Raw genomic sequence first — 14,576 nt, 5'->3', positions numbered from 1 at the left:
CCTCCTACTTAGGCTCTACTTTGAGAATCTGGTCAGCTATATTCTCTGCAAACTGGAGATCGTGAGTCACGACAATCTGAGTCATGCCTAATTCTCGATTTTGTAGAATCAGTTTTTCAATCTCAAGACGCAACTCAGGGTCAAGGGCTGAAGTTGGTTCGTCATACCCAATCACTTCAGGATCTATCATCATAGCGCGTGCTAAGGCAACCCGTTGCTTTTGACCACCAGATAATGAGAATGGATAGGCATCTGCATGAGCTTCGAGACCCAGACGAGCGAGTAAGTCGGTTGCCTTCTTCTTGGCATCTGCTTCAGACATCCCCATAGTTTTGATGGGTGACAAAATCAAGTTCTCCATAACGGATAAGTGAGGAAAAAGCTGAAAATCTTGAAACACAAAACCTAACAAGTGACGTTTTTCAAGTTCATCCAAAGGTAGGGATTCTCCATTATAAAAAATCTCACCTGAATCAATGGTTTCAAGTCCAGCCAACATTCTAAGCAAGGTTGTCTTCCCACCACCAGAAGGTCCAACAATAGCCAAAATCTGCTTTTCAGGAATTGTTAAATTGAAATTGGATAAAATTTCTTTTTTTCCAAATTTTTTGCTGATATTTTTTAACTCTAACATGGATAACCCTCCTATCTATAGTAGCTAAACTTTTTCTCAAGTTTCTTAGCTATAATCGTAACAATACCAATCATGAGAAGATAGATAGCTCCTGCTAGAAACATTGGAATCAAGCTCGCATCACGATTGGCTGCAGTACGACTAGCAAGGATTAAATCTGAAATACCGAGTGCATAGACCAAAGAAGTATCCTTAACCAAACTCATAACCTCGTTAAATACACTTGGTAAAACAATCTTGGTTACTTGTGGCAAGATAATATAGCGGACGGTATCAAAAGGTTTAAATTTCAAGACCTTAGCTGCTTCATATTGTCCTTGAGGAATCGTTGCAATCCCTCCACGGAATATTTCTGCAAAATAGGCTGCATAATTAAGCGTGAAGGCAATAATCGCTGCTGGTACCCGATCAAGTCGAATCCCGATACTTGGAAGGACATAATAGATAAAGATTAACTGCAAGAGCAAGGGTGTCCCACGCATCACCCAGATATAAACATCAATCATGTAATGGAGGGGTTTCCAATGGACCTGTAAGCAAAAGGCAACCAAAATACCTAAAGGAATTGAAAAGAGTAAGACCAGTGTAAATACTTGTAAAGTCATTGTCGCACCACTCAATAAACTAGGTAATATCTCAAATAAGTAAGACATATTCCACCTCCTAAAAATAATTGTTCCTATTATAGCATAAATAAACATAAAATCAAGTTTTTCAGAAAATTTCATGAATTTTTAAAACTTTAGCCTTTATTTTTGAATAAAAATGGTACTCATGATAAACTTATCAACTTTGATAAAGTATCAGACTTCACAGCTAGTAAACAGATTCAGTTTCGATTCTCTCCTATTTCATGGTATAATAGAAACATGATGACAATAGTATTATTAATTTTAGCTTATTTATTGGGTTCAATTCCTTCTGGCTTGTGGATTGGACAAATATTTTTTAACATCAATCTAAGAGAACATGGATCTGGGAATACTGGAACGACCAATACCTTCCGAATCTTAGGCAAAAAAGCTGGAATGGCAACCTTTGTAATTGATTTCTTTAAAGGTACTTTGGCCACTTTACTCCCACTAATCTTCCATGTGCAGGGAGTTTCACCAATCGTCTTTGGGCTTTTAGCAGTCATTGGCCACACCTTCCCTATCTTTGCAAAATTCAAGGGTGGTAAGGCTGTTGCAACCAGTGCTGGAGTTATTTTTGGTTTTGCTCCTCTCTTTTGCCTTTACCTTGCAGTCATTTTCTTTGGAATCCTATATCTGGGAAGTATGATCTCCCTCTCTAGTATTTCAGCTGCTATTGCTGCTATTATTGGAGTCCTTCTGTTTCCTCCCTTTGGATTTATTTTAACTAGTTATGACCTACTTTTTACTGTGATTATTATTGGTCTTGCAAGCCTAGTAATTGTACGCCACAAGGACAATATCAAACGTATCCAAAATAAAACAGAAAATCTCATTCCTTGGGGACTTAACCTAACGCACCAAGAACCAAAAAAATAAAACGTCAGTTGAAACTGACGTTTTATTATGTTATTTAGACTTGATATAGTTGATACCATCTGCCTTCGGCGCAACAGCTTTACCAAAGAAGGCCGCTAGAACGACAATGGTCAAGAGATATGGTGCGATTTGCAAGTAAACGGCTGGAACTCCTTGCAAGAAAGGAAGCTGAGAACCGATAACTGCCAAACTTTGTGATAGCCCAAAGAAAAGACTTGAAAGCATAGCACCAACAGGATTCCATTTACCAAAGATCATGGCTGCAAGAGCGATAAATCCAGGTCCTACGATAGTTGTAACTGAGAAGTTGACGGAGATTGACTGAGCGTAAATAGCTCCACCGATTCCTCCAAGGAAGCCTGAAATCACAACTCCAAGATATCTCATCTTGTAGACATTGATACCCAAAGTATCTGCTGCTTGTGGGTGTTCACCAACTGAACGAAGGCGAAGTCCAAAGCGAGTCTTAAAGAGGATAAACCAAGCTAGGAATGAGAAAGCAATTGCTAGGTAACCTAGTAGACTAGTTGACTTGAAGAAGATATCTCCGATAACAGGGATATTAGCTAATACCGGGAAGTCAAAACGACCAAAAGTTTGTGTTAAGTTATCCGTTTGTCCCTTATTATAAAGTACCTTCACCAAGAAAACTGCCAAGGCTGGCGCCATCAAGTTAAGTACAGTACCACTGACAACATGGTCTGCACGGAAATGAACTGTAGCTACTGCATGAATGAGCGAGAAGATAGCTCCGACTAATCCACCAACTAGAAGAGCTAACCAAGGAGTTAATGCTCCCAAATCTTGAGCAAATTCAAGGTTAAAAACAACTCCAGAAAAGGCACCCATGACCATGATTCCTTCAAGACCAACGTTAACAACTCCAGCACGTTCTGAGAAAACTCCTCCGATACTTGTGAAAATAAGTGGTGCTGCATAAATCAACATCGAAGAAACCATAAGGGTTAACATTGTTGTAATCGACATCCTTATTTACCTCCTTTAAGTTGTTTTCTTGGTTTGACAAAGCGTTCGATGATGTAGTGAACGCTGACAAAGAAGATAATTGAGGCTGTAACGATACTTACAAGCTCAGATGGTACTTGTGCAGCATTCATACCAGGGGCTCCAACTTGAAGAACACTGAAAAGGAAGGCTGCAAATAGAATTCCAACTGGTGAGTTTGAAGCGAGTAGGCTTACTGCCATACCGTTAAATCCGATTGCCAATGATGAACCTTGAACATAAACGTTTTGGAAGGTACCAAGTCCTTCTACTGCGCCACCAAGTCCTGCAAGAGCACCTGAGATAATCATCGATAGGATAATAGTACGTTTTGCAGAAATACCTGCATATTCAGAAGCATTTGGATTGAGACCAACAGCACGGATTTCAAAACCAAGAGTTGTTTTCTTGAGCAAGAACCAGATAACCGCTACTGCTATGATAGCAAAGAAAATCCCAATGTTCATACGAGAGTTTCCAGTTAACTCAGCAAGCCATGGTGTCTGATAAGTTGCATTTGCACTTACTCGAATGGATGAGTCAGTACTTTGCATGATTTCTTTAGGGAAGTGATGAATAAAGGCATTTCCCACATAAAGAACAATGTAGTTCATCATGATGGTTACAATAACTTCAGATGTCCCAAGGTAGGCTCTTAAAATACCAGGAATAGCACCAACGATCCCTCCTGCAACTAAGGCAATTACAATCGTCGCAAGAATCATTAATGGTCGTGGCAAATCTGGGAAAGAGAGAGCGAACCAGCCACTCATAACCCAACCTGCGAGAGCTTGTCCTGGAAGACCAACGTTAAAGAAACCAGCACGGCTTGCAACTGCAAATCCGAGGGCAATCAGAATTAAAGGTCCCATAGCACGGAAGATTTCACCGATTCCACGAACACTACCAAATGCTGTGTAGAATAGTTCTTCATAGCCCCAGATAGCATCGTAGCCAAAAATCCACATGACGATGGCTCCGAGTAGAATTCCTAAAATAACAGAAATCAAAGGAACCGAAATTTGTTGTAATTTTTTAGACATCACTCTTCTCCTTTTCCAATTCACCACCAGCCATCAAGACACCAAGCTCTTGCTTGTTGGTTGTTTCTGGTGTTACAATCCCTTGAATCTTACCATCGTGGATAACGGCAATTCTATCAGAGATATTTAGAATCTCATCCAGTTCAAAGCTGACTACAAGGACAGCTTTACCATTATCACGTTCTTGAATCAAGCGTTTGTGAATGTACTCAATAGCACCGACATCCAGACCACGAGTAGGTTGGCTGACGATTAGGAGATCAGGATTTCGATCGACTTCTCGAGCGATAATTGCTTTTTGTTGATTTCCTCCAGAAAGAGCTGATGCTGGAACAATCTCACTAGCAGCACGCACATCGAATTCTTGCATTAACTGTTTAGCGTACCCGATGATATTGGTGTAATTTAAGATTCCCTTCTTGCTAAGAGGTTCCTTATAGTAGGTTTGAAGAGCGATATTTTCAGAAATCATCATTTCTAAAACTAAACCATCACGGTGGCGGTCTTCTGGAACGTGTCCTACACTCATTTCTGTAATTTGACGAGGGTGTAAACCTACGATAGACTGGCCTTTCAACTCCACGCTACCAGACTCAATCTTACGAAGACCAGTGATAGCTTGGATTAATTCAGATTGACCATTTCCATCAATACCGGCAATTCCGACAATCTCACCAGCTCGAACATCGAGTGAGAGATTTTTAACAGCAGGGACACCACGGTTTTCGTTTACTACTAGGTCTTTAATAGACAGAATAACTTCTTTAGGTTGAGCTTCCTGTTTCTCAGTTTTAAAGGAAACAGAACGTCCTACCATCATCTCAGCTAAGTCAGCATTAGTTGCACCAGCAATCTCTACTGTTTCAATAGATTTACCACGACGGATAACTGTAACACGGTCAGATACAGCACGAATCTCATCCAACTTATGGGTAATCAAGATAATTGATTTACCTTCTTTAACCAAGTTCTTCATAATAGCCATCAATTCATCAATTTCTGATGGCGTCAAAACAGCAGTAGGTTCGTCAAAGATAAGAATATCTGCTCCACGATAAAGTGTCTTCAAGATTTCAACACGTTGTTGAGCCCCAACAGAGATGTCTGCAACTTTGGCAGAAGGATTCACAGCAAGGCCATAACGTTCAGACAACTCATTGATTTCTCGAGTTGCACGAGCAATATCTAGCACACCATTTTTGGTCAATTCACTCCCCAAAATGATATTTTCAGCAACGGTGAAAGCTTCTACCAACATAAAGTGTTGGTGGACCATCCCAATCCCTAAGCTAGCTGCTTTTGATGGCGAATCTAGTTTTACAACTTGACCGTTGACCACAATTTCACCACTAGTTGGTTCTAAAAGCCCCGCTAGCATGTTCATAAGAGTGGACTTACCAGCTCCATTTTCTCCTAAAAGTGCATGAATTTCACCTTTACGAAGTTCAAGGTTAATCTTGTCGTTAGCGACAAATTCACCAAAAACTTTGGTAATTTCACGCATTTCAATGACATTTTCGTGTGCCATGTGCTCTTCCTTTCAGAATTTTATTTTGTTTCAATAAAACCTGCTAAAGAAACTTAGCAAGCTCTATTGAGACAAAACCATTTGTCTCAATTCTTAAAGAAGCGGCCACTGGCCGCTTCCTAAGAAATGACTTCCATCAATTATTTTTCAGGAACTTTGATGCTACCATCAAGGATTTTAGCTTTTGCATCTTCAACAGCTTTTTTACCTTCTTCAGAAAGGTTTGTCACTGCCAAATCAACACCTTTATCCTTCAATGAGTAAACGATAACTTGACCACCAGGAAATTCCCCTTTTTCAGCCTTGTTGGCAAGGTCTTTTACGGCTGTACCAACTTGTTTCAAAGAAGAAGCAAGTACGAAGTTTGATTCTTTACCGTCTTTAGAAGTGTATTTACCTTCTTCTGCTTGGTCACGGTCTACACCGATAACCCAAACTTTTTCGTCTTCATTTTTGCTTTCATTCAAAGATTTAGCTTCTGAGAAGACACCTGCACCAGTACCACCAGCTACTTGGTAAACTACGTCTGCACCAGCTGCGTATTGAGCAGCAGCGATAGTTTTACCTTTAGCAGCATCACCAAATGATCCAGCATAGTCTACTTGAACCTTGATTGATGAGTCAACAGAGGCAACACCTGCTTTGAAACCAGCTTCAAAACGTGAGATAACTTCAGATTCCATACCACCTACAAAACCAATTTGTTTAGTTTTTGTAGTTTTAGCTGCAGCCACACCTGCAAGGTAAGCTGCTTCGTTATCAGCAAAAGTAGCACTTACAACATTCTTTTGATCTTTAATGACATCGTCAATCAAAACATAGTTTAAGTCTGTATGTTCTTTTGCAGCATCTGCAACTGCATTTTTAAGTGCAAAACCAATACCATAGATCAAGTTATAGTTTCCAGCTGCTTGTTGCAAGTTGTTTGCATAGTCAGCTTCACTTGTTGATTGGAAGTAAGTGTAACCTTTATCTTTTTCAAGGTTGTGTTCTTTACCCCAAGCTTGAAGACCTTCCCAAGCTGATTGGTTAAATGATTTATCATCAACACCACCAGTATCTGTAACGATAGCTGCTTTAGTCTTCACATCAGAAGAAGATGAAGCTGCGTTACGAGAAGAGCGATTACCACATGCAGCAAGTCCAAATGCTGCTACTGCAACTAGACCAAGGCCTAGCCATTGTTTCTTGTTCATTACTGAACCTCCTAAATAAGATGCGCAACTAAGTTGCAAGTATGGATTGATTGGTCACAAGGACCCTTGCCACTCAGAGAGTGACACAGACTATTGCAAGTCTGTAAAAGAATATGGAAGTAATTCCCCGACCGTCATCTCGACCGTCGATTTATCTTTGGCAACTAGAGTCACCTTTAGATCTGGTTTAAAAAATTCGACCATAACTTGGCGACAAGCACCGCAAGGCGAAATTGGTTTTTCAGTTTGACCATAAACAATCAATTCTGAAAAATCTCGTTGTCCTTCAGAAACTGCCTTAAAGATTGCAGTTCTTTCGCCACAGTTGGTCAAGGGGTAGCTAGCATTTTCAATGTTAACCCCTGTATAGATACTTCCGTCCTTGGCTACCAAAACAGCGCCAATCGGAAAATGTGAGTAGGGAACATAAGCTTTCTTACTAGTTTCAATCGCTAAATCAATCAACTCAGTAGTCGCCATCAGCCAACTCTCCTTTTAAGATTGCTACACCAGAAGATGTCCCGATACGTGTAGCTCCCGCTTCAACAAAGGCAACTGCATCTGCATAAGAACGAGCTCCACCAGCAGCCTTAACACCCATATCAGGTCCAACTGTCTGACGCATTAACTGAACATCTGGCAAAGTCGCTCCACCTGTTGAAAAGCCTGTAGAAGTCTTAACAAAGTCTGCACCAGCTTTTTGAGCAAGTTGGCAAGCCAGAACTTTTTCTTCATCCGTTAACAAACAAGCTTCAATAATAACCTTAACAAGTTTGTCTCCGCTTGCTTCAACAACAGCACGAATATCTGAATCAACTAATGCAGCATTTCCTGATTTGAGTGCGCCAACATTGATAACCATATCAATTTCGTCAGCACCATTTTGGATGGCTTCTTTGGTTTCATAGGCTTTGACAGCTGAAGTTGTAGCTCCAAGAGGAAAACCTACAACTGTACAAACCTTGACATCAGTATCTGTTAGACCAGCTTTTGCATGAGAAACCCAGCAAGGATTCACACAAACACTGGCAAAATCGTACTCTCTTGCTTCAGATAGCAAACGATCGATTTGTTGCTCGGTCGCATCTTGCTTCAAAAGTGTATGATCAATGTATTTATTTAATTTCATTTCGGATTTTCCTTAAATTAGGAGATAATTTCAATGATTTCACGCGTTTTTATCGCTTCATCACTTATTTTAATTTTAACATATTTTTGGAAATCTGTAACTAGTTCCGGAGAAATTTTGCCATTTGCATATACTTTTGCGACAATTTCACCCTTTTTAACTGATTCTCCAACTTTCTTCACAAAAACAATCCCTGTCTCATAGTCAAGAGCATCGGTTTTGACTGCACGACCAGCACCTAATCTCATGGCGAAAAGACCAAACTCCATGGCTGGTAGCGCCTCAATAACACCATCTTCCTGAGCGGGAATCTCAACTACGTGGTCAACTTTTACTGGTCGATAAAGATCGTCTAAATCCCCACCTTGAGCGAGGACCATCTCTTCAAACTTCTTAAGTGCCTGACCATTTTCAAGATGTTGCCTTACCTCCTCGACTGTTTTTTCAACATTTGCCAAAGATAGCATAATCTGGGCTAACTCACAGATAAAGTGGCTGATATCCTCGCGTCCTTTACCTTGAAGAATTTCTAGTGCTTCTAGAATTTCCAAGCGGTTCCCAATGGCACGTCCTAAAGGTTGACTCATATCCGTAATGACTGCTACTGTCTTACGGCCAACAGCCTTACCAAGGTTTACCATGGTTTGAGCCAATTCACGCGCCTCATCAACTGTCTTCATAAAGGCACCTTCACCGACTGTTACATCCAGCAAAATAGCATCGGCTCCAGCTGCAATTTTTTTACTCATGACAGAACTAGCAATCAAGGGAATCGTATCAACTGTCGCAGTGACATCTCGTAGTGCATAGAGAAGTTTATCCGCTTTAACTAATTGATCAGACTGGCCAATAACTGAAACCCCAATATCCTGAACCTGTTTGATAAAGTCATCCTGACTGCGTTCAACTTGAAAACCTTTGATAGATTCTAATTTATCGATTGTTCCGCCAGTATGTCCTAGACCTCTACCACTCATTTTGGCAACTGGAACATCAAAACTAGCTACCAAGGGTGCTAGTATTAAAGTTACCTTGTCACCAACACCACCCGTAGAGTGTTTATCAACCTTCACACCATTTATAGCAGACAAATCAAACTCCTGACCTGTCTTGACCATGTTCATAGTCAAATCGGAAATCTCTCGTGTTGTCATTCCTCGGAAGTAAACTGCCATGGCAAAAGCTGACATCTGGTAATCAGGAACAGTTCCTGCAACATAACCTTCAATCAGCCATTGGATTTCACTTGAAGTTAGTTCTTGACCGTCTCTTTTTTTCTGGATTAGATCTACTGCTCTCATTCTTTCACACTTCTAAGGATATAATATCCCTTGTCTTTCTTCACGACCTCACAATTACCAAAGACTTCTTCCATCTTGTTTTTGGCACTTGGAGCTCCTTGTTTTTTCTGGATAACAATGGTTAAATCTCCACCGTCTACAAGATAATCAATGCTTTTCTCGATGATTTCATGAACGACTTGCTTGCCTGCACGAATGGGTGGATTCGAAATGACATGGTCAAATTGCCCTTCTACCTGCTCATAAATATTGGACTGAAAGATAGTCGCTTGAACTTTGTTTTTCACTGCATTTTGCTGGGCCAAATCCAGGGCACGATTATTGATATCAACCATAGTTGCTTGGGCACCATAAGCTTTGACTAAAGACAAGCCGATGGGACCATAGCCACAACCAACATCAAGGATTTTTTCACCTTTTTCGACATCTAGACATCTTAACAACAACTGACTTCCGAAATCAATCATTTTTTTACTAAAGACACCTGCATCCGTCAAAAAAGTCATCTTTTCTCCAAGTAGTTCCACTCTTAGTTCATGAACATCATGGGCAGCATCTGGATTTTCTGCATAATACATTTTACTCATAGTTTCATTTTACCACATAAATAAGTTAATTGTAAATCGTCTACATGACAACAAAGGCTTTTCTTTGGCATCGATTTATTAAAAAATAGTATAAGTTACCTAATCCCTTAGGGGCCAAGCAAGTAAGAACCCAATGCCATAGTGATAGCAAAGGAAAAAATACAGGCTAGACCAAACAAGAAAAGCCACCATTTTCTTGTTAAAATGGCGAGAATCAAGTAAATAAAACCAATAATTGGTAGCAAGAATAACAAGACAAAGGCAGACCAACTATAGGTTTGACTTCCTAAACTCACAGTAAACTCAATCAAAGTCGGAGATAACCACAGAATCACAACCAGTAAGCTAGTCAGTTTTATAAATTTATCACTCACTACTAGTCTCATAACATCACCTCTTTTGATTGCTATACTACTTATATTTTAACAAAGAAAGCGCTTTTTCTCAAATGATTCAGATGTCTTTCTCTGTAAATTATGGTATACTGAGATATCAAACGAGGAAATTTTATGACCAACGAATTTTTACATTATGAAAAAATCAGCCGAGGAACTTGGCAATCATTACATCGTAAGACAACACCTCCTTTAACCGAGGAGGAATTAGATTCTATTAAGAGTTTCAATGACCAGATCAGTCTCCAAGATGTAACAGATATTTATCTACCGCTGGCTCACCTGATTCAAATCTACAAACGTTCCAAGGAAGATCTGGCCTTTTCAAAAGGAATTTTTCTCCAAAGAGAGAGTAAAAATCAGCCTTTTATTATCGGGATTTCAGGTAGTGTAGCAGTCGGAAAGTCAACTACTAGTCGACTCTTACAAATTCTGCTTTCTCGTATTTTTCCAGAAGCAAGTGTTGAATTAGTTACGACTGATGGTTTTTTGTATCCTAACAGTATCTTAAATGAACGAAATATCCTAAACCGAAAAGGTTTCCCCGAGAGCTATGATATGGAAGCTCTACTTAATTTTCTTGACCAACTTAAAAACGGGCAAGATGTTGACATTCCTGTTTATTCTCACGAAATCTATGATATCGTACCTGATAAAACACAAAGAGTTCAAGCAGCGGATTTTGTCATCGTAGAGGGTATCAACGTCTTTCAAACCCCTCATAACAGCCGTCTTTACATTACAGACTTCTTTGATTTTTCAATCTACGTAGACGCTGCAGTTGAGGATATCGAGAGTTGGTATTTGGACCGTTTCTTAAAACTCCTTAGTTTTGCACAAGATGATCCAAGCAACTATTACTATCGCTTCACCCAACAACCAATCAGTGAAGTCAAAGATTTTGCTCATCAGGTTTGGACTAGTATTAATTTGACCAATCTACAAAACTATATTGAACCGACTAGAAATCGGGCAGAAGTCATTCTTCATAAATCTAAAAATCATGAAATTGATGAAATTTATTTAAAAAAGTGATTTCCCCTTGTCAAAATAATAGTTTTCAGATATAATGGTATAGTTAGTAAATATGGAGGTAAGAACATTGGCAAACATTAAATCAGCTATCAAACGCGCTGAATTGAACGTTAAACAAAACGAAAAGAACTCAGCTCAAAAATCAGCTATGCGTACTGCTATCAAAGCTTTTGAAGCAAACCCATCTGAAGAACTTTACCGTGCTGCTAGCTCAGCCATCGATAAAGCAGAAACTAAAGGTTTGATCCACAAGAATAAAGCTAACCGTGATAAAGCACGTCTTGCAGCTAAACTTGGTTAATCTTTAACTGCATACAAAATGAGCTCTTCGGAGCTTTTTTTGTACACATTTTTCTGGAGGTTATCATGAAAATTGCTATTATAGGATATTCAGGATCAGGTAAATCTACTTTGGCTGAAAAACTTTCCAGCCACTACTCCATTCCCAAACTTCATATGGACCGATTGCAATTTCAGCCTGGTTGGGTAGACAGTGATCGCGATTGGATGTTAAAGGAGATGGCGACATTCCTTACTGAAAATGAGGATTGGGTTATTGACGGTAACTATAGCTGGTGTTACTATGAGGAAAGAATGGAGCAAGCTGACCAGATTATCTTTCTAAACTTTTCAGCTTGGAATTGTTTAGCAAGAGCCTTAAAACGCTATCTACAATACAGAGGAAAAGTTAGAGAAAGTATGGCAGACGGTTGTCCTGAACAGTTTAACTGGGAATTTATCCGCTGGATTCTTTGGGATGGACGTAACTCTTCTCATAAAGACCATTATCAACAGATCTGTTCAGACTATGCTGACAAGGTAACCATAATCACTAATCAAAAAGAACTAGATAGCTTTCTTCATAAAAAAGAGGTTTCCTGTTAAGGAAACCTTTTTTCTTATTCTGCAATTAAAGTCTCTAGACCAACCTTCATCATATCAGTGAAGGTGTTTTGACGTTCTTCTGCTGTAGTGTCCTCTTCTGGATTAACCAAGCTATCAGAAATGGTCATAATAGCTAAAGCATCGACGTGGTGTTGAGCAGCAAGATAGTAAAGAGCTGCTGCTTCCATTTCTACAGCTTTCACACCCCATTTACCAAGCTCGATATTCTTTTCACCATAGTTTGAATAGAAAACGTCTGATGACAAGACATTTCCGACGTGAGTAGTCATACCAAGGTCTTTGGCAATATGATAAGCCTTATCTAGCAAGTCAAAACTTGCGATTTGTGGGAAATCGTATTGAGGCCAATCGTTGCGGATGATGTTTGAGTTGGTTGCAGCTGCTTGAGCCAAGACCAATTCACGGACGTGAACATCCTCATTCAAAGATCCAGCCGTTCCCACACGGATCAATTTCTTTACTCCGTAGTCGACAATCAACTCGCGCGCATAAATAGAGATAGATGGCATTCCCATCCCAGTTCCCATGACTGATACACGGTGACCTTTGTAAGTACCTGTGTACCCATACATGTTACGAACTTCGTTAAAGCAAACAGCATCTTCAAGAAAATTCTCAGCGATAAATTTCGCACGAAGAGGATCTCCTGGAAGAAGAATTTTATCAGCAATTTCACCCTGCTTAGCAGCAATATGGATAGACATAATATAAGATACCAAACCCGTCAAAAAGCGAAGGGAGAATAGGAGTTGGGCGCAGTGAGCGATGCTCGCTAGACCAACTATCTTTTTCCCACTACTTTTAGGGTGGGTTCAATTCCTTTCTTTCTTAAATTTTATGATTTAGAGGAGAGTAAACAGTATTCAGTTCAGCGAATACGGCTTACCCATCCTTTCATTTTTTGTTTGTAGAAAAGCTTTCCGCTCGTGTTCAAATCTGAACACATGCTCTACCTTTCTTTATTAAATGATATTGATTATAAGTCAAAAATATATTTTGGATTAGAAAAACTAGAGTATTCTTATTAATTTTCTATTATCCTTGTCTTTGGTCGTAAGTATTTCTCCCAAGGGATTCGGTCCAGCATTTTAGCAAAAACAAATGCCAAGTAAGCAGTCACCATAAGAAAAGGTATAGCCTCTAATGATTGACCAGTGAAACCCATTACTAATCCAGTTGCAGACAAGGGTGCCTTCAAGGTCACAGCTAAAAAGCAAACCGAACCTAATAGTAAGACTGCTGGCTGGTTGCCACCTCCGAGAATCATAGTCAAGAGTGCAGCTCCTGCCATCCCCAAGGCAAAAGATGGGGTCAAGGTACCGCCATAGGCACCTGCCCAAAGGGTAACTAAAACGACCAAAGCTTTCAAGACAAACAAGAGGATTACCGTCTTGGCATTACTGCCATTTAAAATCTCCTGAGCCATCATACGCCCATTACCAAGTAGATGAGGCAAATGGCTAGCCAATCCAAGAAGGAAAAGGAATGTTACAGGCAGAGTATAGAGTATCCGCTTGTCCTTTATTCTCTTTGAAGAAGCTTGTTTGTTGAAGCGACTAAAAAGCCAAGCGAGTGGAGTCAGGAAAAGAACTAATAGGGGAACAAGCCACATATCACCTAGTGACCAAGTCATGGCTAGAATCTGGTAGAGAGCATGATCTGAAACAACAAAGCCTGCTGTAAAGGCTGATACATATGTAGTCAGACCGACCAAGAAAAAACGTTTGACAGATAAAGCAATTCCCAAGGTTTCAAAAACGAAAAACACACTCGTTAATGGAACCTGATAGACAGCCGCTAAACCCGCACCAGCTCCACAGGCAATGAGAAAAGATTGGTCCTTCACGGAGAGAGAAAAAATATTGGCAATAGGTCTTGCAAATAAAGCTCCAATCTCTCGAGGCGCAGCTTCCTTACCCATAGGCGCTCCTCCTCCAACTGCAACAATCTGCCAAATTGAATGAACTAGCTGTTTTAAAAAATGAAGTTTGTATTGTGATGTTTCATCTTTCATCTGCGCTTTGATGGAAAAAATCTTTGCTTTTCTTTGCAAGAAATACCAGACCAAGGCAGAACTGACTCCCACGATGATTAAACTGAAGCCTATTCGTGATGAGGCAACACCATCTGTCAAGAATCCAGCGGTATGCTCTGTCTGACCAAAAGCAATCCCTTCAATCAGCTCTAAAAGATAATGGAGCAGAATTCCGAATATGCCTGAAACTAGCCCTAGCATGATGACCGCTAGAACTAATTTGAGGTTATATGGGATTTTCTGAACACTACTCCTCAACTCTTGTAACATG

17 protein-coding genes are annotated in these 14,576 nt (G+C 39.9%); 4 read left to right on the top strand and 13 right to left on the bottom strand.

Going from position 1 to position 14,576, the window contains the following annotated elements:
- Positions 1-4 precede the first annotated feature (4 nt).
- Together QM857_RS05320 and QM857_RS05315 are read right to left on the bottom strand one after the other, a co-directional pair.
- Positions 5-634 (bottom strand): amino acid ABC transporter ATP-binding protein, encoded by a 630-nt coding sequence (locus tag QM857_RS05320; RefSeq protein ID WP_414275297.1) that lies wholly within the window; start codon positions 632-634, stop codon positions 5-7.
- Between the two features lie 11 nt (positions 635-645).
- Positions 646-1,287: an amino acid ABC transporter permease gene (locus QM857_RS05315; RefSeq protein ID WP_414275296.1), complete on the bottom strand. Its 642-nt coding sequence runs from the start codon at positions 1,285-1,287 to the stop codon at positions 646-648.
- Between the two features lie 216 nt (positions 1,288-1,503).
- Here QM857_RS05315 and plsY point away from each other — a divergent pair, with 216 nt between their 5' ends.
- Positions 1,504-2,145: a glycerol-3-phosphate 1-O-acyltransferase PlsY gene (gene plsY / locus QM857_RS05310; RefSeq protein ID WP_414275295.1), complete on the top strand. Its 642-nt coding sequence runs from the start codon at positions 1,504-1,506 to the stop codon at positions 2,143-2,145.
- A 30-nt stretch (positions 2,146-2,175) separates the two neighbouring features.
- On the opposite strand, the gene QM857_RS05305 is transcribed toward plsY, so the two are convergent.
- From QM857_RS05305 to QM857_RS05265, 9 genes are all read right to left on the bottom strand, one after another.
- Positions 2,176-3,132 carry an ABC transporter permease gene (locus QM857_RS05305; protein WP_414275294.1) on the bottom strand — a complete coding sequence of 319 codons (957 nt, stop codon included), beginning with the start codon at positions 3,130-3,132 and terminating at the stop codon, positions 2,176-2,178.
- Positions 3,133-3,134: 2 nt separating this feature from the next.
- Positions 3,135-4,193 carry an ABC transporter permease gene (locus QM857_RS05300; protein WP_225750201.1) on the bottom strand — a complete coding sequence of 353 codons (1,059 nt, stop codon included), beginning with the start codon at positions 4,191-4,193 and terminating at the stop codon, positions 3,135-3,137.
- Entirely contained in the window at positions 4,186-5,721 is a 1,536-nt protein-coding gene (locus QM857_RS05295) for an ABC transporter ATP-binding protein (RefSeq protein ID WP_247921409.1), read from the bottom strand. Before QM857_RS05295 ends, QM857_RS05300 begins: the two co-directional genes overlap by 8 nt.
- A 140-nt stretch (positions 5,722-5,861) precedes the next feature.
- On the bottom strand, positions 5,862-6,917 hold the full coding sequence (locus QM857_RS05290) for a BMP family lipoprotein (RefSeq protein WP_254729778.1): 1,056 nt from the start codon (positions 6,915-6,917) through the stop codon (positions 5,862-5,864).
- Positions 6,918-7,007: 90 nt separating this feature from the next.
- On the bottom strand, positions 7,008-7,397 hold the full coding sequence (locus QM857_RS05285) for a cytidine deaminase (protein ID WP_254729776.1): 390 nt from the start codon (positions 7,395-7,397) through the stop codon (positions 7,008-7,010).
- Positions 7,384-8,046 (bottom strand): deoxyribose-phosphate aldolase, encoded by a 663-nt coding sequence (deoC, locus tag QM857_RS05280; RefSeq protein ID WP_254729775.1) that lies wholly within the window; start codon positions 8,044-8,046, stop codon positions 7,384-7,386. The genes QM857_RS05285 and deoC overlap by 14 nt, the downstream gene beginning before the upstream one ends.
- Positions 8,047-8,063: 17 nt before the next feature.
- Positions 8,064-9,347, bottom strand: a complete 1,284-nt coding sequence (locus QM857_RS05275; RefSeq protein WP_254729773.1) for a pyrimidine-nucleoside phosphorylase — start codon at positions 9,345-9,347, stop codon at positions 8,064-8,066.
- Positions 9,344-9,934: a class I SAM-dependent methyltransferase gene (locus QM857_RS05270; protein WP_414275293.1), complete on the bottom strand. Its 591-nt coding sequence runs from the start codon at positions 9,932-9,934 to the stop codon at positions 9,344-9,346. The genes QM857_RS05275 and QM857_RS05270 overlap by 4 nt, the downstream gene beginning before the upstream one ends.
- Positions 9,935-10,041: 107 nt before the next feature.
- Entirely contained in the window at positions 10,042-10,320 is a 279-nt protein-coding gene (locus QM857_RS05265; RefSeq protein ID WP_178894856.1) for a 1,4-dihydroxy-2-naphthoate prenyltransferase, read from the bottom strand.
- A gap of 123 nt (positions 10,321-10,443) precedes the next feature.
- Between QM857_RS05265 and coaA the strand changes: the two genes are divergently transcribed.
- The 3 genes from coaA to QM857_RS05250 all read left to right on the top strand — a co-directional run bounded on the left by coaA (position 10,444) and on the right by QM857_RS05250 (position 12,249).
- The gene (gene coaA, locus QM857_RS05260) at positions 10,444-11,364 is read left to right on the top strand and encodes a type I pantothenate kinase (protein ID WP_045615125.1); all 921 of its coding nucleotides are present in this window, start codon (positions 10,444-10,446) and stop codon (positions 11,362-11,364) included.
- A 52-nt stretch (positions 11,365-11,416) separates the two neighbouring features.
- A complete protein-coding gene (gene rpsT, locus QM857_RS05255) occupies positions 11,417-11,665 on the top strand; it encodes a 30S ribosomal protein S20 (RefSeq protein ID WP_029689886.1) in 249 nt (82 codons plus the stop codon).
- A 65-nt stretch (positions 11,666-11,730) separates the two neighbouring features.
- Entirely contained in the window at positions 11,731-12,249 is a 519-nt protein-coding gene (locus QM857_RS05250; protein ID WP_414275292.1) for a DNA topology modulation protein, read from the top strand.
- Between the two features lie 14 nt (positions 12,250-12,263).
- Here the strand turns inward: QM857_RS05250 and deoD are convergent, their stop codons facing one another.
- Together deoD and QM857_RS05240 are read right to left on the bottom strand one after the other, a co-directional pair.
- Complete coding sequence (gene deoD / locus QM857_RS05245) at positions 12,264-12,974, bottom strand: purine-nucleoside phosphorylase (protein ID WP_414275291.1); 711 nt, start codon at positions 12,972-12,974, stop codon at positions 12,264-12,266.
- A 320-nt stretch (positions 12,975-13,294) separates the two neighbouring features.
- On the bottom strand, positions 13,295-14,575 hold the full coding sequence (locus QM857_RS05240) for a chloride channel protein (RefSeq protein WP_414275290.1): 1,281 nt from the start codon (positions 14,573-14,575) through the stop codon (positions 13,295-13,297).
- Between the last annotated feature and the right edge of the window lies 1 nt (position 14,576).

This window comes from Streptococcus infantis (assembly GCF_047463315.1).
GTDB lineage: Bacteria > Bacillota > Bacilli > Lactobacillales > Streptococcaceae > Streptococcus > Streptococcus infantis_AB.
Note: the sequence above shows the minus strand (reverse complement) of the source record. Positions and strands in the feature narration are given on the sequence as shown.

Bases quoted from the DNA above. Each gene is read 5' to 3' on its own strand.
- QM857_RS05300 (WP_225750201.1), bottom strand. From the start codon at position 4,193: ATGTCTAAAAAATTACAACAAATTTCGGTTCCTTTGATTTCTGTTATT.
- QM857_RS05320 (WP_414275297.1), bottom strand. From the start codon at position 634: ATGTTAGAGTTAAAAAATATCAGCAAAAAATTTGGAAAAAAAGAAATT.
- plsY (WP_414275295.1), top strand. From the start codon at position 1,504: ATGATGACAATAGTATTATTAATTTTAGCTTATTTATTGGGTTCAATT.
- QM857_RS05275 (WP_254729773.1), bottom strand. From the start codon at position 9,347: ATGAGAGCAGTAGATCTAATCCAGAAAAAAAGAGACGGTCAAGAACTA.
- QM857_RS05270 (WP_414275293.1), bottom strand. From the start codon at position 9,934: ATGAGTAAAATGTATTATGCAGAAAATCCAGATGCTGCCCATGATGTT.
- rpsT (WP_029689886.1), top strand. From the start codon at position 11,417: ATGGAGGTAAGAACATTGGCAAACATTAAATCAGCTATCAAACGCGCT.
- QM857_RS05315 (WP_414275296.1), bottom strand. From the start codon at position 1,287: ATGTCTTACTTATTTGAGATATTACCTAGTTTATTGAGTGGTGCGACA.
- QM857_RS05265 (WP_178894856.1), bottom strand. From the start codon at position 10,320: ATGAGACTAGTAGTGAGTGATAAATTTATAAAACTGACTAGCTTACTG.
- QM857_RS05295 (WP_247921409.1), bottom strand. From the start codon at position 5,721: ATGGCACACGAAAATGTCATTGAAATGCGTGAAATTACCAAAGTTTTT.
- QM857_RS05285 (WP_254729776.1), bottom strand. From the start codon at position 7,397: ATGGCGACTACTGAGTTGATTGATTTAGCGATTGAAACTAGTAAGAAA.
- QM857_RS05250 (WP_414275292.1), top strand. From the start codon at position 11,731: ATGAAAATTGCTATTATAGGATATTCAGGATCAGGTAAATCTACTTTG.
- QM857_RS05290 (WP_254729778.1), bottom strand. From the start codon at position 6,917: ATGAACAAGAAACAATGGCTAGGCCTTGGTCTAGTTGCAGTAGCAGCA.
- coaA (WP_045615125.1), top strand. From the start codon at position 10,444: ATGACCAACGAATTTTTACATTATGAAAAAATCAGCCGAGGAACTTGG.
- deoC (WP_254729775.1), bottom strand. From the start codon at position 8,046: ATGAAATTAAATAAATACATTGATCATACACTTTTGAAGCAAGATGCG.
- QM857_RS05240 (WP_414275290.1), bottom strand. From the start codon at position 14,575: ATGTTACAAGAGTTGAGGAGTAGTGTTCAGAAAATCCCATATAACCTC.
- deoD (WP_414275291.1), bottom strand. From the start codon at position 12,974: ATGTCTATCCATATTGCTGCTAAGCAGGGTGAAATTGCTGATAAAATT.
- QM857_RS05305 (WP_414275294.1), bottom strand. From the start codon at position 3,132: ATGTCGATTACAACAATGTTAACCCTTATGGTTTCTTCGATGTTGATT.